This is a genomic window from Pseudomonas sp. MD330_10 (assembly GCF_042610415.1).
GTDB classification, from domain to species: domain Bacteria; phylum Pseudomonadota; class Gammaproteobacteria; order Pseudomonadales; family Pseudomonadaceae; genus Aquipseudomonas; species Aquipseudomonas rhodesiae.
In genome coordinates this window covers 1-19,865 of the sequence record NZ_JBHGZU010000007.1, presented here as the reverse complement: position 1 = coordinate 19,865, position 19,865 = coordinate 1, and the positions used below count along the sequence as shown (strand labels likewise).

Annotated in this window: 21 protein-coding genes; 3 read left to right on the top strand and 18 right to left on the bottom strand. The window is 60.1% G+C overall.

Going from position 1 to position 19,865, the window contains the following annotated elements; all coding sequences use genetic code 11:
* Window positions 1-4: 4 nt before the first annotated feature.
* The gene (locus tag ACFZPT_RS13040) at window positions 5-1,210 is read right to left on the bottom strand and encodes an acetyl-CoA C-acetyltransferase (protein WP_034114848.1); all 1,206 of its coding nucleotides are present in this window, start codon (window positions 1,208-1,210) and stop codon (window positions 5-7) included.
* 651 nt (window positions 1,211-1,861) lie between these two features.
* On the opposite strand from ACFZPT_RS13040, the gene ACFZPT_RS13035 reads away from it, so the two are divergent.
* Window positions 1,862-2,665 carry a cytochrome c gene (locus ACFZPT_RS13035; protein WP_034114886.1) on the top strand — a complete coding sequence of 268 codons (804 nt, stop codon included), beginning with the start codon at window positions 1,862-1,864 and terminating at the stop codon, window positions 2,663-2,665.
* A 50-nt stretch (window positions 2,666-2,715) separates the two neighbouring features.
* Here ACFZPT_RS13035 and ACFZPT_RS13030 read toward each other — a convergent pair whose 3' ends face one another.
* The 14 genes from ACFZPT_RS13030 to ACFZPT_RS12965 all read right to left on the bottom strand — a co-directional run bounded on the left by ACFZPT_RS13030 (window position 2,716) and on the right by ACFZPT_RS12965 (window position 14,253).
* Window positions 2,716-3,519 (bottom strand): transglutaminase family protein, encoded by an 804-nt coding sequence (locus ACFZPT_RS13030; protein ID WP_034114849.1) that lies wholly within the window; start codon window positions 3,517-3,519, stop codon window positions 2,716-2,718.
* Window positions 3,516-4,466, bottom strand: a complete 951-nt coding sequence (locus tag ACFZPT_RS13025; protein ID WP_034099756.1) for an alpha-E domain-containing protein — start codon at window positions 4,464-4,466, stop codon at window positions 3,516-3,518. The genes ACFZPT_RS13030 and ACFZPT_RS13025 overlap by 4 nt, the downstream gene beginning before the upstream one ends.
* 4 nt (window positions 4,467-4,470) lie before the next feature.
* The gene (locus tag ACFZPT_RS13020) at window positions 4,471-5,880 is read right to left on the bottom strand and encodes a circularly permuted type 2 ATP-grasp protein (RefSeq protein ID WP_034114850.1); all 1,410 of its coding nucleotides are present in this window, start codon (window positions 5,878-5,880) and stop codon (window positions 4,471-4,473) included.
* Between the two features lie 410 nt (window positions 5,881-6,290).
* Window positions 6,291-6,632 carry a ribonuclease E inhibitor RraB gene (locus tag ACFZPT_RS13015; protein WP_034099758.1) on the bottom strand — a complete coding sequence of 114 codons (342 nt, stop codon included), beginning with the start codon at window positions 6,630-6,632 and terminating at the stop codon, window positions 6,291-6,293.
* A 213-nt stretch (window positions 6,633-6,845) separates the two neighbouring features.
* Window positions 6,846-7,082 carry a hypothetical protein gene (locus tag ACFZPT_RS13010; RefSeq protein ID WP_034099759.1) on the bottom strand — a complete coding sequence of 79 codons (237 nt, stop codon included), beginning with the start codon at window positions 7,080-7,082 and terminating at the stop codon, window positions 6,846-6,848.
* Between the two features lie 103 nt (window positions 7,083-7,185).
* Complete coding sequence (locus ACFZPT_RS13005) at window positions 7,186-7,791, bottom strand: START domain-containing protein (RefSeq protein ID WP_034114851.1); 606 nt, start codon at window positions 7,789-7,791, stop codon at window positions 7,186-7,188.
* A gap of 41 nt (window positions 7,792-7,832) precedes the next feature.
* Complete coding sequence (locus ACFZPT_RS13000; protein WP_099312162.1) at window positions 7,833-8,087, bottom strand: YkgJ family cysteine cluster protein; 255 nt, start codon at window positions 8,085-8,087, stop codon at window positions 7,833-7,835.
* 160 nt (window positions 8,088-8,247) lie between these two features.
* The gene (locus tag ACFZPT_RS12995; protein ID WP_034099762.1) at window positions 8,248-8,718 is read right to left on the bottom strand and encodes a hypothetical protein; all 471 of its coding nucleotides are present in this window, start codon (window positions 8,716-8,718) and stop codon (window positions 8,248-8,250) included.
* Between the two features lie 115 nt (window positions 8,719-8,833).
* Window positions 8,834-10,273 carry a PLP-dependent aminotransferase family protein gene (locus tag ACFZPT_RS12990; protein WP_034099763.1) on the bottom strand — a complete coding sequence of 480 codons (1,440 nt, stop codon included), beginning with the start codon at window positions 10,271-10,273 and terminating at the stop codon, window positions 8,834-8,836.
* A gap of 211 nt (window positions 10,274-10,484) precedes the next feature.
* The gene (locus ACFZPT_RS12985) at window positions 10,485-11,300 is read right to left on the bottom strand and encodes an OmpA family protein (RefSeq protein WP_034099764.1); all 816 of its coding nucleotides are present in this window, start codon (window positions 11,298-11,300) and stop codon (window positions 10,485-10,487) included.
* Window positions 11,297-11,659: a DUF4398 domain-containing protein gene (locus ACFZPT_RS12980; RefSeq protein WP_034099765.1), complete on the bottom strand. Its 363-nt coding sequence runs from the start codon at window positions 11,657-11,659 to the stop codon at window positions 11,297-11,299. The genes ACFZPT_RS12985 and ACFZPT_RS12980 overlap by 4 nt, the downstream gene beginning before the upstream one ends.
* 9 nt (window positions 11,660-11,668) lie before the next feature.
* Window positions 11,669-12,487: an ABC transporter substrate-binding protein gene (locus tag ACFZPT_RS12975; protein WP_034114853.1), complete on the bottom strand. Its 819-nt coding sequence runs from the start codon at window positions 12,485-12,487 to the stop codon at window positions 11,669-11,671.
* 84 nt (window positions 12,488-12,571) lie between these two features.
* Window positions 12,572-13,501 (bottom strand): electron transfer flavoprotein subunit alpha/FixB family protein, encoded by a 930-nt coding sequence (locus ACFZPT_RS12970; protein ID WP_034099767.1) that lies wholly within the window; start codon window positions 13,499-13,501, stop codon window positions 12,572-12,574.
* Window positions 13,502-13,503: 2 nt separating this feature from the next.
* Window positions 13,504-14,253, bottom strand: coding sequence for an electron transfer flavoprotein subunit beta/FixA family protein (locus ACFZPT_RS12965; RefSeq protein ID WP_034099768.1), 750 nt, complete (start codon window positions 14,251-14,253; stop codon window positions 13,504-13,506).
* Between the two features lie 515 nt (window positions 14,254-14,768).
* Between ACFZPT_RS12965 and ACFZPT_RS12960 the strand changes: the two genes are divergently transcribed.
* Window positions 14,769-16,433: an electron transfer flavoprotein-ubiquinone oxidoreductase gene (locus tag ACFZPT_RS12960; RefSeq protein WP_379555454.1), complete on the top strand. Its 1,665-nt coding sequence runs from the start codon at window positions 14,769-14,771 to the stop codon at window positions 16,431-16,433.
* A 108-nt stretch (window positions 16,434-16,541) separates the two neighbouring features.
* Here the strand turns inward: ACFZPT_RS12960 and ACFZPT_RS12955 are convergent, their stop codons facing one another.
* Window positions 16,542-17,435: an AraC family transcriptional regulator gene (locus ACFZPT_RS12955; protein WP_034099770.1), complete on the bottom strand. Its 894-nt coding sequence runs from the start codon at window positions 17,433-17,435 to the stop codon at window positions 16,542-16,544.
* A gap of 222 nt (window positions 17,436-17,657) precedes the next feature.
* Between ACFZPT_RS12955 and ACFZPT_RS12950 the strand changes: the two genes are divergently transcribed.
* Window positions 17,658-18,710 (top strand): NAD(P)-dependent alcohol dehydrogenase, encoded by a 1,053-nt coding sequence (locus ACFZPT_RS12950; RefSeq protein WP_034099771.1) that lies wholly within the window; start codon window positions 17,658-17,660, stop codon window positions 18,708-18,710.
* On the opposite strand, the gene ACFZPT_RS12945 is transcribed toward ACFZPT_RS12950, so the two are convergent.
* Both ACFZPT_RS12945 and ACFZPT_RS12940 read right to left on the bottom strand, forming a co-directional pair.
* Window positions 18,711-19,514, bottom strand: coding sequence for an IclR family transcriptional regulator (locus ACFZPT_RS12945; RefSeq protein WP_034099772.1), 804 nt, complete (start codon window positions 19,512-19,514; stop codon window positions 18,711-18,713).
* Between the two features lie 7 nt (window positions 19,515-19,521).
* A partial coding sequence (locus ACFZPT_RS12940; protein ID WP_379555455.1) for a hypothetical protein occupies window positions 19,522-19,865 on the bottom strand: 344 nt, incomplete at its 5' end.

Below are 19,865 nucleotides of genomic sequence, written 5' to 3'. Positions count from 1 at the left end.
GGGCTCAGAGACGTTCGATCACAGTGGCGATGCCCATGCCACCGCCGACACACAGGGTGGCCAGGCCATAGCGCAGCTGGCGTGCCTCTAATTCGTCGAGCAAAGTACCGAGAATCGCACAGCCGGTGGCGCCCAACGGGTGGCCCATGGCGATCGAACCGCCATTGACGTTGACCCGCGCGGGGTCGATACCCATGTCCTTGATGAACTTGAGCACCACCGAGGCGAAGGCTTCGTTGACTTCGAACAAGTCGATGTCTTCCACGCGCAAACCGGCCTTGACCAAGGCTTTGCGGGTGGCCGGCGCGGGACCGGTGAGCATAATGGTGGGGTCGGTGCTGGTCACCGCAGTGGCAACAATCCGCGCCCGTGGGTGCAAGCCCAGCTCACGGCCCTTGGCCTCTGAGCCGATCAGCATCAACGCGGCACCGTCGACGATGCCGGAACTGTTGCCCGGTGTGTGCACATGCTGGATCCGCTCCACATGGCTGTAGACCCGCAACGCGGTGGCGTCGAAGCCCATCTGCCCGATCATCTCGAAACTGGGCTTGAGCTGGCCGAGCCCTTGGAGGGTGGACTCGGCGCGGATAAATTCGTCGTGATCCAGCAGCACAATGCCATTTTGGTCCTGCACTGCGATCAACGACTTATTGAAGGAACCGTCCGCGCGGGCCCTGGCTGCTTTCTGTTGGGAGTGTAAGGCAAAGGTATCGACGTCCTCGCGGGTGAAACCTTCCAACGTTGCGATCAAGTCCGCGCCAACACCCTGGGGGGTGAAATGGCTGTGCAGATTGGTCTGCGGGTCCAGAACCCAGGCGCCGCCGTCGCTGCCCATGGGCACGCGGGACATGGACTCGACGCCGCCCACCACCACCAAGTCTTCGAAGCCGGAGCGCACTTTCATCGCGCCCAGGTTGACCGCCTCCAGGCCTGAGGCGCAGAAGCGGTTGATCTGCACGCCGGCGACGCTGATGGCCCAGTCGGCGACCAGTGCGGCAGTCTTGGCGATATCCGCGCCTTGGTCACCGATCGGGGTGACGCAGCCGAGCACGATGTCATCCACCTGCTGGGTGTCGAGGTCGTTGCGTTGCGCCAGCGCCGTAAGCAACCCGGCGGCCAGGTTGACCGGTTTGACACTGTGCAAGGCGCCGTCGGCCTTGCCCTTGCCCCTGGGTGTGCGTATGGCATCAAAGATCAAAGCTTGGGTCATGACGTCCTCGAACCGCGTGCGTGTGTGCCCTTACCTTAAGCCCGATTGACACGGTTTCAATGACGGATGCGCTCATTGCCTTTGACCCTCATGCTCGGACGAACGGTAGGTGCCTAAGCTAATTGCCGGATTAATCGTTTTAGCTGTCTAGCCAAGGCATTGGCGCCAAGATGGCGTTATGCCTCATGTCGTTTTAAGCGCGAATTCGTATTAGCTGATACGAAATGGATCTAAGCCACGAAGAACGAGGGCTCTAAGGTTCAATCAGTAAGACGTTGCTGCCGGGTTTTGCCGGAGCGGCTGTAAGAAAAGCGACACGTCATAGCGCCATACTGGACGACCACGGCACGCATTTGACGCTCAGGAATAACAACAAAAGGCAGTCAGCCATGTTCAAGCATTCGAAAGTACGTCAGGCGGGACTTATTCTCTTCGCCACCACATTGATACTGATCCTACCCAACCTCACCAAGGTGATTGGGTGACCCTTCAGCCCCCGAATTCTGGGCATTTATCGCATCAGGATTGCAGCTTTTGGCAGCACCTGCCGGGACTTCGCCGTGCGCGATCCTATGGCAGGGGCTGTCTTTTTACGCGCGGTTTTCCGGTATCGTGAGCGCTTTCGCCATTTCTTATTACCGGGCCTTCCTCTTGAAACCGATCTTCGCCCTTCTCCTCGTGCTGTTTGCCCTGCCGGTCACGGCGGCGTCCCTGACCATCGAACTCGACCACGCCAGCAAGACCTGGCAGAGCGCCGACCTGCTCAAGCATCCGGCTGCGCAAACTGTGCATATCGTTGATGACGTTTCCTACAAGCGCACCATGACGTATCGCGCAGTGCCGCTGGCGCTACTCCTGCCGGGTCTTAAGCCGGAACACCATGTGCAAGCCGTTGCACTGGATGGCTTCGCCGCCGAGCTGAGCGCTGGCCCACTGCTGCAAACCCACGGTGCCCGCGCCTGGCTGGCCGTGGAAGACCCCGCGCAGCCATGGCCGGCACTGGCCGACGGCAAGCCTAGCGCAGGTCCGTTCTATCTGGTGTGGACCGACCCACAGGCCGGGCCTATCAGCCCCGAACAGTGGCCATTCCAAATTTCCAGCATCAAACAGTTGAAAACCGTGGCGGAGCGCTTTCCCGCCCTCCTACCCGACCCGAAACTCGCAGCCGATGACCCGATCAATCAGGGTTTTGCACTGTTCCAGAAAAACTGCCTGGCGTGCCATCGCCTCAATGGCGCGGGGGATGCGCAGGTGGGACCGGACCTGAATATTCCCTTCAACCCTACGGAATATTTCGCCGCCGATTTCCTCAAGCGCTACATCCGTGATCCGCAAAGCCTACGGCATTGGCCACAGGCAAAAATGCCCGCGTTCACCGCCAGCGTGTTGCCGGACCATGAACTGGACCTGCTGGTGGGCTATCTGAAGCACATGGCGGGGCGTAAGCAGCCGTAAAGCTCAGCGCTCACCTTCGTTTGGCGGGTGAGCTTCACGGTGGAGGCTGGTTATTGCTGCTGGACTGAAATGACCGGCATCGGCGCCACGGATACTTTGGCGTGCATCTGTTCATGCCCGCCACCCCGGCGCATGCCGCGTACCGGGCAGGCATCGAGATAATCCAGGCCCACGGCCAGTTTCAAGTGGCGTTCCGGACGTGCCAGACGGTTGGTCACGTCGAAGCTGTACCAGGCGTCGTCAAGCCAGGCTTCGGCCCAGGCGTGGCTGGCCAAGTGACTGCTGTCTTCGCTGTACAAATACCCCGACACATATCGCGCAGGAATCCCCAGGCTGCGCGCGCAAGCCAGGAACACATGGGCATGGTCCTGGCATACCCCCGCACGGCCAGCGAAAGCATGAGCGGCGCAGGTGTCGACTTCAGTGGCGCCAGGCGTGTAGACCATGGTTTCGTTGAGTGCGTGCATCAAATCAATCAGGGCGCTGCGGTCGCGCCGTTGGCCGCACTGCTGCTGGGCGAACCCGCGCAGGGCTTCATCGGCCTCGGTCAGGCGAGTGCCGCGCAGGAATGGATAGGCCGACTGTTGCTCGTGCTCGGCCTCGCGCAACTCATCGATATCCACCTGACCACGGGCGCCGATGATGATGGCGTCGTGGGGCTCATCCAGGGTCAGCACATGCAGGATATTGCCGAACGGGTCGACCTGCGCGCGCACCGGGCGCGGCAGATCCAGTTGCCAGCTGAGCACATGCTGGCGCTCGCTGTCGTGGGGCGTGAGGCGCAGGTACTGGATGCTGGCGCGCACTTGGTCTTCATAGTGGTAGGTGGTTTCGTGGCTGATGGAAAGTCTCATGCCGCCTCCAAGTAGGAATGGTAGATGGCATCGCCCAATTGGCGGACCAGGGGGATAAAGTCGGTCAGCCAGGCATGCAGGCCTTCTTCAAGGATTTCATCGATGGCGGTGAAGCGCAGGCGCGCATCCATCTCGGCGGCCAGGCGCTGCGCCGGGCGGCCATTGAGGCCCGGTAGGCTGGCGAGGATCTGGTCGATCTCTTCGCTGCACGCACGCAGCGAGCGCGGTACATCGGCGCGCAACAGCAGCAACTGCGCCACTTGCCGGGCACCGGGGGCGTCGCGATAGATTTCGGTGTAAGCCTCGAACGAGGACAAAGCACGCAGCAACGCGCTCCACTGGTAGTAGGCGTGAGCCGTACCATCGGTGACCGCGTCGGCGTGGTCGCCGGCCATTTCATAGCGCGCATCCAATAGACGAAGCGTGTTGTCGGCGCGCTCGATAAAGGTCCCCAAGCGAATGAAACGAAATGCGTCATTACGCATGATGGTGCCGTAGGTCGCGCCACGGAACAGGTGGGAGCGCTCCTTGACCCACTCGCAGAAACGGCTCATGCCATAACGGCTCAGGCCTTGCTGGGCGATATCGCGAATGTCCAGCCAAGTGGCATTGATGTTTTCCCACATGTCTGCGGTGATTCGCCCACGCACCGCATGGGCGCTGGCCCGCGCTGCGCCCAGGCAACTGTAGATACTGGCGGGGTTTGCTGCGTCCAGGGCAAAGAAGTGCAGCAGGCGCTCGGCGTGCAACTGGCCGTGGCGCTCGTGGTAATCCTCCAGGGTGCCGGTGATCAACAACGGCATCGCCAGTTCATGCAGGCCATCGCCGCGTCCGTCCTGGGGCATCAGCGACAGCGAATAACTCACGTCGAGCATGCGCGCGAGGTTTTCCGCACGCTCCAGGTAGCGCGACATCCAATACAGATCCGAAGCAGTTCGACTCAACATGGCATCAGTCCTCCACCACCCAGGTGTCTTTGGTGCCGCCGCCCTGGGACGAGTTGACCACCAGCGAGCCTTCGCGCAGGGCCACACGAGTCAGGCCGCCGGGGACCACACGCGTCTCCTTGCCGGACAGCACAAACGGGCGCAGGTCGATATGGCGCGGGGCAATACCGTTTTCCACAAAGGTCGGGCACGTGGATAGACACAGCGTGGGCTGGGCGATATAGGCATGGGGCTTGGCCATGATGCGCGCGCGAAAGGCCTCGATCTGCGCCGCCGTGGAGGCCGGGCCGACCAGCATGCCGTAGCCGCCGGAGCCTTGGGTCTCCTTGACCACCAACTGCGGCAGGTTAGCCAGTACGTGGGATAACTCGTCAGGCTTACGGCATTGAAAGGTCGGAACGTTCTGCAGGATCGGCTCTTCATCCAGGTAAAAGCGGATCATCTCGGTGACGAAGGGGTACACCGACTTGTCATCCGCGACGCCTGTACCGATGGCATTGGCCAGCACCACATTGCCCGAACGATAGGCAGCCAACAGGCCGGGCACTCCGAGCATGGACTCCGGGTTGAAGGCCAAGGGGTCGAGGAACGCGTCGTCGAGACGGCGATAAATCACATCCACCGCTTTGGGGCCGTCGGTGGTGCGCATAAATACACGGTCATCGCGCACGAACAGGTCGGCGCCTTCAACCAGTTCCACGCCCATTTCCCGGGCGAGAAACGCATGTTCGAAAAACGCGCTGTTGAATCGGCCCGGGGTCAGCACCACCACGCTGGGGTTATCCAGGGGGCTGGCGCTTTTTAGGGTATCGAGCAGCAGGTTGGGGTAATGATCGATCGGCGCAATGCGCTGGGCGGCGAACAGTTCGGGGAACAGGCGCATCATCATCTTGCGGTCTTCAAGCATGTAGCTGACACCGCTGGGTGTACGCAGGTTGTCTTCCAGCACGTAGTAAGTGCCGTCGCCATCGCGTACGAGATCGACCCCGGCGATGTGGGCATACAGATTGCCGTGCAAGTTCAGGCCCTGCATTGCCAATTGGTATTGCTCGTTGGCCAGCACCTGTTCGGCGGGAATGATCCCCGCTTTGATGATGCGTTGCTCGTGGTAAAGGTCAGCGAGAAACATATTCAACGCCTTGACCCGCTGAATACAGCCACGCTCGATAGTCCGCCATTCACTGGCCGGTATGCTGCGGGGGATGGTGTCGAAAGGGATCAGGCGCTCGGTGCCCTGTTCGTCCCCGTACAGGGTGAAGGTGATCCCGGCGCGGTGAAACAGCAAATCGGCTTCGCGCCGGCGCTGGGCCAGCAGTTCATCAGGGGTTTGGGCCAACCAGCGGGCGAACTCGCGGTAATGGGGGCGGACCTGCCCTGCCCCGTCGTACATTTCGTCGTAATAAGTGCGGATCATGCCGTACTCCTTGTCACCCGGACGCAAGAACCATCGCAAGGCCCGTGCCATCGGCATAAACACTTAAAAATCAGTGAGTTGAATAGACCCAGGCAGTTAATCGCACCTTCCTGGTGCGTCGAATGCCTGGTGTGTCGTGGCGCGCTTCATCGTAATGCGGGCTTTGACTATCAAGAGCATAGTCAGAGTTGATTTCACTGGCCCGCCATAGCTGCGGATAATCGCCACCATCTGCTGAACAGACCTTCAGCGCTCCGCTCTTCCCTTCGGCCACCCTACTTGGGTGGCTTTTTTTTGGTGCATGAAAAGAGCCCGCAAGTTCCGCCGGGGTTCGCGCCGGCGCAAACAAAATCGGCCGACCCGAAGGTCAGCCGATACGCTGCGTTGCTAACGATGTGGAAGACGCACAATTACATCGGCCGGCCCCGCACCTCCTGCTTGACGCCCCAGCCCTCGATAATGCCGCCCAAGGGCTCGACCACTGCTTCAAAGTCTTGCTCGAAGTCTCCTATGCCGTCGTAGGTTGCAGACATGATCTTGCTCAGTTCCAAGTACCAGGCGCCATCATCGCGCGCGCTGACCTGAGCGTTCAGGGATTCGCCACGAAATTCGCCCGCTGCTCTGCGCGCCCGTTCTTCGTCCGGGAAAATCGCGTAGAACTCAATGGGATGAAACCGTGAAAAATCGAAACCGCCTTCTTTCATGCGGCGCAGAACGTGGGTGCTGATGTCTTCTTGATAGGCTGTGCTCATGAAAAGTGCTCCTCAATACGATGGATAGACTTTCCGTGCTTCCCGAAGCCCGCGCCTTACTGGCACGGGAACTACGGCAATGGTTTCACCGCTGGAAAACAAGCATGTAGCTGACAAGACCAGACCTTAGCGATTCATTCGCTGATCTCGTTTGCAGAGTAGCGCGAAGCAATCGCCTCCACCAGAGGCGCTTGGGTGGAGGACAGGGAATATTCAGGCGGCGGGAGAAATGTCGAGAATCTGGATACTGTTCTGGTCTTTGAGGATCTTGACCGTCGGCTCTGGCTTGCGCCCCTCAAGGTCATTGAGGTCGAGTTCGGCGGCGACCGGCACCAGTTTGCTGCGAATCATATGCGCAGCGTCTTCGAGGCTGGGCTTTTGTTCGCAGGTGAACTGCTCTACGGATTTTTCGCCGTGATCATCAACGAAGGTAATTTGCCACGTTTGCATCGGTGCCTCCTCGATAAAACCCGTGTGTGGGCTCACCTTTATCTGGACCTTGGGGGTTCGCCAAACGTTCCACCCAAGGCAGGAAGCACCCGATCAATCGCGCTTATTTTTCCGCGCGGGCTTTGAGCGCCTTGAGGGTGTTGAACGGCGCGTCGACCACGAACTTGTTGGCCAGCCACGAAGGCACGCTGCCGCCTGGCTCGGTGTGCACCTGGTAGGTCACTTCGGTTTCGTTAGCGCCCTTTGGCACCAGTTTCCAGAAACCTTCGACCTGGGCCACACGTACGAAGCCTTTTTCCTCAGGCTTGTAAGTCGGCACGCCTTCCAGCTTGCGGGTCACGCTACCGTCAGCCGCTTTGGTGGAGGTGACGTGGGTATAAGAGTCACGCGGCGTCACAGGCCATGGCGTGTTGAACTGGGTGTAGGTCCAGGCCTCGTCGCCTTTGCTGTCGATCAGCTTTTGCGACTTGCACTCATGAATCCAGGCACATGCGCCAACCACGTCCTCTTGGATAGCGACGATCTTGGCCACGGGCGCCTTGATCACCGTTACACCGCGATACGCCTTGTATTTGGAGCCGGCAACTTCGCTCAGGGATACCTTGATGCCGTCGTCGTCTTTGGCGGTCACCCATTCTTCAGCCTGGGCGGTGGCCGCAAATAACACGGTAAAGCCGCACACCACAGCCATTCGTTTCAGCGAACCCATTGTTGTATTCCTTATTGTTCAAGTTCCGAGAGTAAAGCCCATCAAGCCGCCGTCATCTGTTCCCACCAGCCGATCAAACGGATCGCATCGGCCTGGTCGGTGCCGCACACCTCGATATCAGCCTTGAAATCACTGCACACCGCCGGCCGTTCCGGCTGGCCGAACAGTTGACACAGCAATTCGACAGACAGGTGCATACAGCGTTCACCCGCCGGCTTGCCATTGGGCATGCCGGGCAACGGCGAACTGATGGAGGGGGCGATGCAGCAAGCGCCACAGCCTTCACGGCATTTCATGACCAGCAGGTCCTCGACGACTCAATAGGATGGCCGGGCTAGAGTACGCCCTTAAACAGCCGTTTTAAAATGGTCCAACAGCGGTTTTTCACACAAAAAGAAAGTGACTGACCAGTCTGCGACAGATGGTCGAAACGTCGAGTCACTTGGTAGGAAAAGTTTACTGCTTGAATTCGAAATCCAGCGCCGCGCCCTCAACATCACGCCGCTCTTCGTTGCGCAATTGCAGGCGCATTTCGTTGCTGAGCAGGCGACCGTTAATCTGGAAAGCGCTATTGTCGGTGGGCTTCTCAGCGAACATCGGCGGCAGCAACGGCACGCTCTTGGGCTGGGGCATGGTGCCCAGCGGCTGCAAGTGCCTGACCATGTCCGAAGGCAATGACAGGTCCAACTGGGCCGGCGGCAGTTTGGTCTCGGCCACTTCGTGGGCAGACTTGGCCTTTTTGGCCGCCGCGCGTTTCTTGGCGGCGTTTTTCTTCACAGAAGCGGCCGTCTTAGCCGGCGCCGGCTTAGTGTTCTGTGCGCTCGCCGCGGGCTTGCTTTCGCTCACGGGAGTCGCCGCCAGCAGCGTGGGGACGTTACACAGGCTTAACAGGCCAATCACCAAAACAGCTCGGAACATCGAGGTCATATCGCCTACAGCATTAACGGCAGAAGGCCACATGCTCGCCTGTTGAGGGCAACATGACAAGCTCGGTGATTAGCCAGCTATCGGCAATGTGCCCATTGTGTATGTCGGCCGTGCCTTAAAATCCGGCGGCGGTCTCCTGGCACAACTGACTGGCCAGCATCCCCAAGGTCATCAACGCCCGCTCTGCCTCGCGGTTCCACGGCGTACCGCAGTTAAGCCGGATGCAGTGGTTGAACTGCTCGGTGTTACTGAAGATCAACCCGGGCGCGATGCTGATGCCCTGCTGCAAGGCACGCACATGCAGTTCCTGGGTATTGACCCGTCCGGGCAAACTGACCCACAGGATAAAACCGCCAGTGGGACGGGTCATCTGTGTGCCTTCCGGAAAATACTGCTGCACCGCCAGTTGGAAGGCACTGAGGTTCTTGCGGTATTCCTGGCGGATGTAGCGCAAATGCCTGTCATAACCGCCGTTCTCCAGGTATGCCGCCACGCCCATTTGGGTCACGCTACAGGCCGAGTGGGTGCTGAACATCTGCAAACGTTGGATTTCCTGCTGGTACTTGCCGGCAATCATCCAACCGATACGCACGCCGGGGGATAAGGTTTTGGAGAAGCTGGAGCAATAGATCACCCGGTCCAGGCGGTCATAGGCTTTGAGGGCCTTGGTGCGGCCCAGCTCGAACATCAGCTCGCCGTAGATATCGTCCTCGACGATCTGGATATCGAAATCCGAAGCCAACCGCAGCAGGTGTTTCTGCCGCTCCTCAGGCATGGTGCCACCCAAGGGATTACTCAGCCGCGTGGTGAGCACCAGCGCCTTGATCGACCATTGGTTGGCCGCCAGTTGCAGGGCTTCCAGGCTCATGCCGGTGGCCGGGTCGCTGGGGATCTCAATGACCTTCAGGCCCAGCAGGTCCGCCAGTTGCAGCAGGCCGTAATAAGTGGGGGATTCCGCCGCGATCAGGTCGCCGGGGCGGGTCAGCACACGCAGTGACATCTGCAACGCATCGACGCACCCGTGGGTGATCACCACTTCGGAAGGGTCTACCACCACGCCGGCATCGCGCATGCGGATCGCCACCTGGCGGCGCAACGGCTCGAAGCCGGGGCTGAACATATAGCTGAATGCCCGCGGGCTCTGGAAACGCGTGACCTTGGCCAATTGCTGATGCAGGGCGCGCACCGGCAGGTAGTCGACGCTCGGCACCGCAGCGCCCAACGGGAACACACCTTCGCGGCGCGACTCGCCCAAAACCTGCTGGATAATGCTGCTGCGCGTGACCAGCCCCGGGCGCTCCACCCGTGCGATATCCGGCGTGGGCGCGGTGAGCGCGGGGGTTTGATGCACGTAGTAACCGGACTGCGGTCGCGCCCTGATCAGCCCCTGGTCCTCCAGGTTGGCATAGGCTTGCAATACCGTGGCGTGGCTCACATTGAGCTGGGAACTCATCTTACGTACCGAAGGCACGCGTTCGCCCGGTTGATAGACACCACGCCGGATATCCTCAGCCAGTTGCTGAGCGATACGTTGGTACAGCAAGAGATTGGTCATGTCGCAGCACTCGATTTCACGGGCATTTTATTTTTGTGTGAAACATACCGGCACAGTTTAGAAGTGTACGGGGACAGTTGCCACAATAGTCGAGCACGACGGGCAGTGATAGCAAAAACTGTAAGGGTGGCGCTGAGGATATTCAGGCTCGTGCAAAAAAAATGTGGGTAGGGGTTTGCCCCCATCCCACATTTTTAACCAGCGTAAGGCTTTAGCGGGCGGCGCCCAGTTGGCCCTTGGCATCGGAAAACACGATTTCTACGCGACGGTTCTGCGCGCGGCCGCGCTCGGAAGCGTTAGCTTCCACCGGGTACTGGTCGCCATAGCCTTCGACCTGAATGCGCTTTTCGTCGATGCCCAGGTCTACCAGCACATCAGCTACCGATTGCGCGCGGTCACGGGACAGTTTGAGGTTTTCCTGCTCGCCACCGGTACTGTCGGTGTAACCCTCGATGCGCACCACGCGCTTGGGGTTCAGTTGCAGAAATTGCACGATCTTGAGCACGGTGCGGTTGGCCGAGTTTTTCAGTTCCGCCTCGCCGGTGTCGAACAGCACATCGCCCAGGGTCATCACCAGGCCCCGATCGGTCTGGGTGGTAGCCAGGCTGGCGATCTGCTCTTCGAGCCATTTGCCCTGTTGCTGCACGCTGCTCAGTTTGCTTTCGCGTAGGGCTAGTTGCAGGCGCTGACGTTCCAGTTCGAGCTTGGCGCCGCGTTCTTCATTGAGTGCCTGTTCGGTGTGTTCGCGGGCGATGGCGCTGTAGCGCTGGCTCAAGTAGGCGTAGTGCACGACGTCGGCGCCGCTGCCCCAGTAGCTGGACAAGCGATCGGCGCGGGCCAGGGATTCACCCGCGCGAATCACGTCCTTGGGCGCGATGCGCAACACATTGGCGTCTTCCTTGACCTTCTGAAAGTCGCTCCCCGCCTGTTGCAAGGCCTGCTCGCCACTCGGGTGGCTGGCACATCCGCCCAGCAACGCGCTGCCTAGCAGCACTGCGCAGCTCACACCTCGGATCATCGGGCTCATTGGGCGTCTCCCAATTGCAATTGCTTGCGCAGGCGCGTGATACGGGTATTGAGCACGTTCAGTTGTTCCTGGCTCTTGCGAGTCAGCACTTTGGCTTCGGCCAGCCGCGCATCCAGCTCGGCCTGTTCGGCTTGCATGCGCGCATCCTTGAAGGATTGCTCGGCCATATCGGCCTTGGCCTGGGCGAATTTGTCCTCGGCCAGCTTCAACTCGGGGGATTCATCGGCATTGGCGCCGACGGCACTGGCCTGTTCCAGGGCTTGCTGGGTGAGGCGTATTTGTTCATTCGGCGCAGGATCGGCTGCACATCCCGCCAGAGCGACAACGGCGAGGGCCGCGAAAAGAGGTCGAAGAGTCACTGAAAATCCCTACTTTGTTGGGGTGCCGACAGATTGTTGCAGTTGCGCCTTCCAGCGCTCGATATTGCGCTGCAGAGCGGCTTGTACCCCATCGGACCCGGCCAATTCTGTCATCTTTTTGGCCAGCTGTCCGCGCAGCCATGGATCATTGCAGGCCGAGTTGTGGGAAATCGCCAGGTACAGGCCAGGTTGATCGACGGGCACATCACGGGCGACCAGGTCGCTGCTCATACCCAGCGACTGCGCCATGGCGGTGCCGGAATAGCGACCGGCCAGCACATATTCCACCTCCCCCAGCAACAACTTTTGAAACGCAGGCGTCAACGTGGGAAAGCGTTGCAGGGTCAGTTGCTGATTGGCGAAGGTTTCAAATTCACGGCTTAGGCGCGCACGCTCGGAAATGGCGCCTTTATGACCGTGAAGATCGGCGGCCGTGGCATAGGCCAGCGCCGAATCCTTGCGCGTCCAGACCAGATAATCGGTCTGCATCAGGGCCGGATGGATATAGTCGAAGTGGTCCAGCTCCGCCAGATTAAGCGGTGCATCGGCCAGCATATCCATGCGTCCGCTGCGTGCTTCATCCGAAGCCAGGGTGCGCTTGCCGCCGTAGAGCAGGTCGATTTTCAGCCCCAGGTCACTGGCGACTTGCTGCAACACATCGGCAGTGGCACCGATCAGGTGCGTGGGGTCCTGCGGGTCGCGCCATAAGAGCGGCGGTGCATCCGGGCTGCCGGTAATCACCAGACGATCACATTTACCGGCAGCCAGCGACAGGGTCGGCAGCAACAGTGTGATACCCAGCAGTGCGGTCCAAGGGCGCAGGTCCATGGCACGGTTCTCCAATTTTCAAAAAAGCCGGGCATAAAAAAGCCCGGTCATACGACCGGGCCCTTTATAAGTGAAGCGACTGGATTAGACCAGCTTCTCCAACTCAGGTACGGCTTCGAACAAGTCCGCTACCAGACCGTAATCGGCTACCTGGAAGATCGGTGCTTCTTCGTCCTTGTTGATCGCGACGATCACTTTGGAGTCCTTCATACCGGCCAAATGCTGGATCGCGCCGGAGATACCGACGGCGATGTACAGCTGTGGCGCAACGATCTTGCCGGTCTGGCCGACCTGCATATCGTTGGGTACGAAACCTGCGTCGACGGCCGCGCGGGAAGCGCCAACCGCAGCACCCAGCTTGTCGGCCAGGGCGTACAGGTGCTTGAAGTTGTCCCCATTCTGCATGCCACGCCCGCCAGAAACGACGATCTTGGCAGCGGTCAGTTCAGGACGGTCGGACTTGGCCAGTTCTTCGTTGACGAAGCTGGACGTGCCGGCGTCGTGGGCAGCCGCAACCGCTTCAACAGCGGCCGAACCACCTTCGGCGGCGACCGGGTCGAAACCGGTGGCACGCACGGTGATCACTTTGATCGCAGCGCTCGATTGCACGGTGGCAATGGCGTTACCGGCATAGATTGGGCGCTTGAAGGTGTCAGCGCTTTCGACCGAGATGATCTCGGAAATCTGGTCAACGTCCAGCTGCGCGGCAACCCGTGGCAGGATGTTTTTGCCGTTGGAGGTGGCGGCGGCCAGGATGTGGCTGTAGCCCTTGCCCAACTCGGCGACCAGCGGCGCAACGTTTTCTGGCAGCTGGTGCGCGTAGGCGGCGTTGTCAGCGTTCAGAACCTTGCTCACACCGGCGATTTTTGCAGCGGCTTCAGCCACGGCGCCCGCGCCCTGGCCGGCGACCAGTACGTGAATGTCGCCACCGATCTTAGCGGCGGCAGCCACGGTGTTCAGGGTGGCCGGAGCCAGCACCTTGTTGTCGTGTTCGGCGATTACCAAGATAGTCATGTTCAGATTACCTTCGCTTCGTTTTTCAGTTTCTCGACCAGTTCGGCCACCGACTTGACCTTGATGCCCGCGCTGCGTGCAGCCGGCGCTTCGACTTTAACGGTCTTGTTGGTGGAGGCGGTGGAAACGCCCAAGGCATCCGGAGTCAGCGACTCAAGCGGCTTTTTCTTGGCTTTCATAATGTTTGGCAGGGACGCGTAGCGCGGCTCGTTCAAACGCAGGTCGGTGGTGACGATGGCCGGCAGTTTCAGGGAAACCGTCTGGGCGCCGCCGTCGATTTCGCGGGTCACAGCAACGCTGTCGCCGCTTACTTCGACCTTGGAAGCGAAGGTGCCCTGGCCGTAACCGGTCAGTGCAGCCAGCATCTGGCCGGTCTGGTTGTTGTCGCTGTCGATAGCTTGTTTGCCGAGGATCACCAGCTGAGGCTGTTCCTTATCGACAACGGCTTTGAGCAACTTGGCCACGGCCAGGGAGGTAAGGTCCTCGGCAGACTCGACCAGGATGGCGCGGTCCGCGCCCAGGGCCAGGGCAGTGCGCAACTGCTCTTGAGCGGTGGTTGGGCCGATGGACACCACGACGATTTCAGTCGCAACGCCTTTCTCTTTCAGACGCACTGCTTCTTCAACAGCGATCTCGCAGAAAGGGTTCATCGACATTTTGACGTTAGCAAGATCGACGCCGGAATTGTCCGCCTTGACGCGAACTTTCACGTTGTAATCGACAACGCGTTTGACAGCTACAAGAACCTTCATGGATTCCTCGTTACTCTCCGGTGAAAAGAAAGTCGCCTAGGCGAACCTGGCGGTTGATGCTCATCGGCACACAAGGGCACCTCCAAAAACCTCAGCAGCGGCAAACCGACGCAAGTGACGACCGTTCGTCAGGGGTGACTGGGAGGTCATTCTTAATCGCGGCGTGTAGACTGCGTGCCATTCTTTGCACGCGTACCTGCCGTTTCTACCGTTGCGTTGCTTTTGGACGTGCTCTTGAAACCCGCTGTCTGCCTACGGTAAGCGCAAAACCGACCGTATCTTGACCGGAACGCCTATTCTGGTCAATACGGCAAAATGGTCAGTCATAAGCCGCGTTGCTTTGATTTACCTAGCCTGCGGGCAATTCAAACAAACGTTTGTATTGGACGCTGACAGTGGTCTATATATAATGCGCCACCTAGAGAGAACGGTGGGTCTTACCGTTGCTGTAAGACGATGCCGAACCTCCATCCATTAGAAAAAAAGCCTGTTGAGCCTTGAGTAGGAGATAGCCTGTGGAACGCGAATACATGGAATTCGACGTGGTCATCGTCGGCGCTGGCCCGGCTGGCCTGTCCGCCGCCTGCCGACTGAAGCAGAAGGCCGCCGAAGCCGGTAAGGAAATCAGCGTCTGCGTGGTCGAGAAAGGCTCTGAAGTCGGCGCCCATATCCTCTCCGGTGCCGTGTTCGAACCACGCGCCCTGAACGAACTGTTCCCGGACTGGAAAGAACTCGGCGCCCCACTCAACACCCCCGTGGTGCGCGACGACATCTATGTACTGCGCAGCAGCGATACCTCGACCAAGGTGCCTGACTTCTTTGTGCCCAAGACCATGCACAACGAAGGCAACTACATTATTTCCCTGGGCAATCTATGCCGCTGGCTGGCCCAGCAGGCCGAGAACCTCGGCGTGGAAGTCTACCCAGGCTTCGCCGCCCAGGAAGCGCTGTTCGACGAAAACGGCGTGGTGCGCGGGATCATCACCGGCGACCTCGGCGTCGACCGCGAAGGCAAGCCGAAAGACGGCGTCTATACCCCCGGCATGGAACTGCGCGGCAAGTACACGCTGTTCGCCGAGGGCTGCCGTGGCCACATCGGCAAGCAACTGATCCAGCGTTTCAAGCTGGACAGCGATGCCGACGCCCAGCACTACGGTATCGGTCTCAAGGAAATCTGGGAAATCGACCCGGCCAAGCATCAGCCAGGCCTTGTGGTGCACACCGCCGGTTGGCCGCTGGATATCATGAGCAACGAGAACACCGGTGGCTCGTTCCTTTATCACTTGGAAAACAACCAGGTGGTCGTCGGCCTGATCGTTGACCTGTCCTACAGCAACACCTTCCTGTCGCCGTTCGATGAGTTCCAGCGCCTCAAGCATCACCCGGTGCTGGCCCAGTACCTGGAAGGCGGCAAGCGCATCAGCTACGGTGCTCGTGCACTGGCCAAGGGCGGCATTAATTCGCTGCCGAAAATGGTCTTCAAGGGTGGCGCGCTGATCGGCTGCGACCTGGGCACCATGAACGTGGCCAAGATCAAAGGCAGCCACACCGCCATGAAGTCCGGCATGCTCGCCGCTGACGCCGTGGCCGAGCGTCTGTTCGCCGAGTCCGAAGGCGGTGACGAGTTGACCAACTACGTCGACAGTTTCAAAGCCAGCTGGCTGTACGAAGAACTGTTCGCCAGCCGCAACTTCGGCCCGGCGATGCACAAGTTCGGCCCGATCATCGGTGCCGGCTTCAACTGGTTCGACCAGAACATCCTGGGCGGCAAAATGCCGTTCACCCTGCACGACACCAAGCCGGACTACGCCTGCCTTAAGCTGGCCAAGGACTGCCAGAAGATCGACTACCCCAAGCTCGACGGCAAACTGAGCTTCGATAAACTCAGCTCGGTGTTCATCTCCGGTACCAACCACGAAGAAGAACAGCCGTGCCACTTGAAGCTCAAAGACCCAAGCATCCCGATCGGCACCAACCTGCCGCTCTACGATGAACCGGCGCAACGCTACTGCCCGGCCGGCGTGTATGAAGTGATCACCCAGGAAGACGGCGAGAAGCGCTTCCAGATCAACGCCCAGAACTGCGTGCACTGCAAGACCTGCGACATCAAGGACCCTTCGCAGAACATCACCTGGGTCACGCCGGAAGGCGCTGGCGGGCCGACTTACCCGAATATGTAAGCCAGCGAAGGCTCCCACATGGGAGCCTTTTTTATAGTCAACATCAGTCCTGTGTGGAAGGGAGCAAGCCCGCCTACCACCTTTGGATTGTGTCTTCGCCTGAACTCACTACGCCGCACGCTCTTCACCCGGATTGCGCAAAAAGTAGCGCTTATATTCCCGGCTGAACTGCGACGTACTCTGATACCCCACGCTGTGCGCCGCCTGCGCCACGCCCATGCCGTCCACCAGCAGCAACTGCTGCGCCTTCAACAACCGCAAACGCTTGAGGTACTGCACGGGCGACAACAACGTGCAGCGCTTGAAGTGCTCGTGAAAGGTCGACGCGCTCATGTGCGCAAAGCCGGCCAACGTCTCGATATTCAGCGGCTCGGCGTAATGGGCATGCAGATGATTTAACGAAGTGGCGATGCGCGAGAATTGCCCCTGTTGCTCCACCAATGCGCGCAGCACATCGGCCTGAGGCCCGCGCAAGGCGGTGAACAGCAATTCGCGCACCCGCGACGGGCCGATGATCCGGCTTTCCAGCGGATCGTGCAGGCACTGCAACAGTCGCTCGACGCAACCTCGCATCGCGTCGTCGAGCACCACCGAACTCATCGACGCCAATGTCTGCGCAGTGGGCGGTGGTCCGGCCTGAATACCCATGGCCATGACCAGCTCGCCAAGCACCACGCGGTCGATCCCCACCGTCACCCCCAGCAACGGCGCGCCGGGCGCCATGGCAAAGGTCTCGCACTCGAACGGCACCGGCATCGCCTGGATCAAGTAATGCCCGGCGCCGTACTCCAGCGTACGCGGGCCCAGGTACGCGACTTTGCTGCCCTGGGCCACGAACATCAGGCTCGGCTCGTAGATCTGCGGGCCGCGTGCCACATCACAACTGGCACGCAAAACCTGTACGCCAGGCAAGTGGGTCGGGGAGAAACCGTCACGGGTCGTGAGGCCCTCGATCAAGGAAACCAACGTGGCGTTGGCGTCGAGATGGCGGGTCAATAGCATAAAAGCAGTTCTCGGGAGTTTTCAGATCTGAGCATCAGCAAGCTTCAAGCCTCAAGCTGCAAGAGAGCGCGCAGTTTATAGCTTGCGGCTTGTAGCTTGCTGCTTTTAGCTGCTCCCCCGGAGCTTTAGGCATAAGACTCGGAGCAATCGCCATGGCCGCCAACCAAGTCGATGGGGACAATGGCCCGCCTCACTTGTCATTGTTTTTGCGAGGTTCTCTGCATGTACACCGCCATCGGTTACGCCGCCCAGTCGGCCACCACTCCCCTCGCCCCCATGAGTTTCCAACGTCGCAGCCCACGGGCCGACGACGTGGCCATCGAGATTCTGTACTGCGGCGTGTGCCACTCTGACATTCACCAGGCGCGCAACGAGTGGGGCATCGCCGTCTACCCGCTGATGCCCGGCCACGAGATCGTCGGCAAAGTCACCGCCGTGGGCGCCAGCGTCACCGCGCACAAAGTCGGCGACCTGGTGGGCGTGGGCTGCATGGTCGATTCGTGCCGCCAGTGCCAGGCTTGCCAGTCGGACCTGGAGCAATACTGCCTTGAAGGCCCGACCATGACCTACGCCACCCCCGACCGCGTGGACGGTAGCAACACCATGGGCGGCTACTCCGACAGCATCGTGGTCAGCGAACATTTTGTGGTGAAGATCCCGGCCAAGCTCGACCTGGCCAGCGCTGCGCCGATCCTGTGCGCGGGCATCACCACCTACTCACCGCTCAAACACTACGGGGTCAAGGCTGGCGACAAAGTCGGGATTCTCGGCATGGGTGGCCTGGGCCACATGGGCATCAAGTTCGCCAAGGCCATGGGCGCGGAAGTGACGCTGTTTACCCGTTCCGCGAGCAAGGCCGAAGAAGGTCGCCGCCAGGGCGCCGATCATGTGATCGTGTCCACCGATGCCGAGCAAATGAAAGCCGCCGCCGGGCACTTCGACTTCCTGCTGGACACCATCCCGGTGCAGCACGACCTGAACCCCTACCTCGATACCCTGCGTTTTGACGGCGTGCATATTCTGGTGGGCCTGATCGAGCCGGTGGACCCGCCCGTCAATGCCGCCAAACTGGTGCTGGGGCGCAAAGTGCTGGCCGGTTCGTTGATCGGCGGTATTGCTGAAACCCAGGAAGTCCTGGATTTCTGTGCCGAGCATGGCATCACCTGCGATATCGAAATGCTCGACATCCGCCAAATCAACGAGGCTTACACCCGCATGATCGCCGGCGATGTGAAGTACCGCTTTGTCATCGACATGGCGACCCTCAAGGTCTGATCAGGCCTTCGCGCCCAACTCCGCCGACAGCCGTGCTGCAACCTGTTTGATCACAGGGATCAGCTCGGCCATTTTTTCCAGCGGCATGTAGGGCACGGTACTGGCGATGCTGATGCCGGCGACGATCCGCCGGCTGGCATCGCGCACCGGTGCGGCCACGCAACGGATCGACGGTTCGTTGTCTTCCAGATCGAACGCATAACCGCCCGCCACGTACTCGTGCATGCGTTGCTCGAACTGCGCCCAGGATTGCTCAGGATGGTGGGGCCACTGCAGATTCTTCCCGCCTGCTGGCAGGCTGGCGTCGTACAAGCGTTGCCATTCCTGTACCGAATCATCCAGCAACATCGCCTTGCCCACCCCGGTACGCGCCAACGGCATGCGATGGCCGACCCGCGAGCGCATTTCCGGGCCGTAGCGGCCAGGGTTCTTGTGTAGGTAAAGCACATCGTCGTGTTCGCGGATGGCCAAGTGGATGGTGTCGCCGGTCAGCGCCGATAGTTCGTCCAGGTACGGCACCGCCAGGGTGACCAGCGGCAACTCTTCGCGCGCCTGGAACCCCAACTCGATCAACTTCGGCCCCAGCAGGTAACCGACTTGCGGCACCACACGCAGGTAACGCTCGTCCACCAGGCAACTGGCCAGGCGGTGGGTGGTGCTGCGAGTGGTGCCGATGCGCTTGGCGATCTCTTTCAGATCCCGCGCACCCGCCGCCACCGCCTGCACCACCCCCAGGCCACGCAACAGGGTCTGGGTGCCGGTGGGGGCGGCGTCTTTGACGGGGGTGTGGGCGTTTTCCTGCATATCGGGCCTATTGGGAAGTACGAAAACGGGCGCCATTATGGCAAATACCCGAGGGCAACACAGTGCGGATATCTATGTAGGGGGCTTTGCCCGATGGCTGTGGGTCAGTTTGAACATCCGGGTCTGACACACCGCTATCGGGGGCAAGCCCCCTCCCACCTTTTGATTTCACATGACCAAGGCTCAGCGTTGTTTCATGGGCTCGATCACCGCTGCCAGCACCAGCATCGATCCCCCTCCCAGCTTTTGATTTCACATGACCAGGGCTCATCGCTGTTTCATGGGCTCGATCACCGCTGTCAGCAACAACATCGAACAGCCTTACTGTGGGAGGGGGCTTGCCCCCGATTG

Bases quoted from the DNA above. Each gene is read 5' to 3' on its own strand.
- ACFZPT_RS13040 (WP_034114848.1), bottom strand. From the start codon at position 1,210: ATGACCCAAGCTTTGATCTTTGATGCCATACGCACACCCAGGGGCAAG.
- ACFZPT_RS13030 (WP_034114849.1), bottom strand. From the start codon at position 3,519: ATGAGACTTTCCATCAGCCACGAAACCACCTACCACTATGAAGACCAA.
- ACFZPT_RS13025 (WP_034099756.1), bottom strand. From the start codon at position 4,466: ATGTTGAGTCGAACTGCTTCGGATCTGTATTGGATGTCGCGCTACCTG.
- ACFZPT_RS13020 (WP_034114850.1), bottom strand. From the start codon at position 5,880: ATGATCCGCACTTATTACGACGAAATGTACGACGGGGCAGGGCAGGTC.
- ACFZPT_RS13015 (WP_034099758.1), bottom strand. From the start codon at position 6,632: ATGAGCACAGCCTATCAAGAAGACATCAGCACCCACGTTCTGCGCCGC.
- ACFZPT_RS13010 (WP_034099759.1), bottom strand. From the start codon at position 7,082: ATGCAAACGTGGCAAATTACCTTCGTTGATGATCACGGCGAAAAATCC.
- ACFZPT_RS13005 (WP_034114851.1), bottom strand. From the start codon at position 7,791: ATGGGTTCGCTGAAACGAATGGCTGTGGTGTGCGGCTTTACCGTGTTA.
- ACFZPT_RS13000 (WP_099312162.1), bottom strand. From the start codon at position 8,087: ATGAAATGCCGTGAAGGCTGTGGCGCTTGCTGCATCGCCCCCTCCATC.
- ACFZPT_RS12995 (WP_034099762.1), bottom strand. From the start codon at position 8,718: ATGACCTCGATGTTCCGAGCTGTTTTGGTGATTGGCCTGTTAAGCCTG.
- ACFZPT_RS12990 (WP_034099763.1), bottom strand. From the start codon at position 10,273: ATGACCAATCTCTTGCTGTACCAACGTATCGCTCAGCAACTGGCTGAG.
- ACFZPT_RS12985 (WP_034099764.1), bottom strand. From the start codon at position 11,300: ATGAGCCCGATGATCCGAGGTGTGAGCTGCGCAGTGCTGCTAGGCAGC.
- ACFZPT_RS12975 (WP_034114853.1), bottom strand. From the start codon at position 12,487: ATGGACCTGCGCCCTTGGACCGCACTGCTGGGTATCACACTGTTGCTG.
- ACFZPT_RS12970 (WP_034099767.1), bottom strand. From the start codon at position 13,501: ATGACTATCTTGGTAATCGCCGAACACGACAACAAGGTGCTGGCTCCG.
- ACFZPT_RS12965 (WP_034099768.1), bottom strand. From the start codon at position 14,253: ATGAAGGTTCTTGTAGCTGTCAAACGCGTTGTCGATTACAACGTGAAA.
- ACFZPT_RS12955 (WP_034099770.1), bottom strand. From the start codon at position 17,435: ATGCTATTGACCCGCCATCTCGACGCCAACGCCACGTTGGTTTCCTTG.
- ACFZPT_RS12950 (WP_034099771.1), top strand. From the start codon at position 17,658: ATGTACACCGCCATCGGTTACGCCGCCCAGTCGGCCACCACTCCCCTC.
- ACFZPT_RS12945 (WP_034099772.1), bottom strand. From the start codon at position 19,514: ATGCAGGAAAACGCCCACACCCCCGTCAAAGACGCCGCCCCCACCGGC.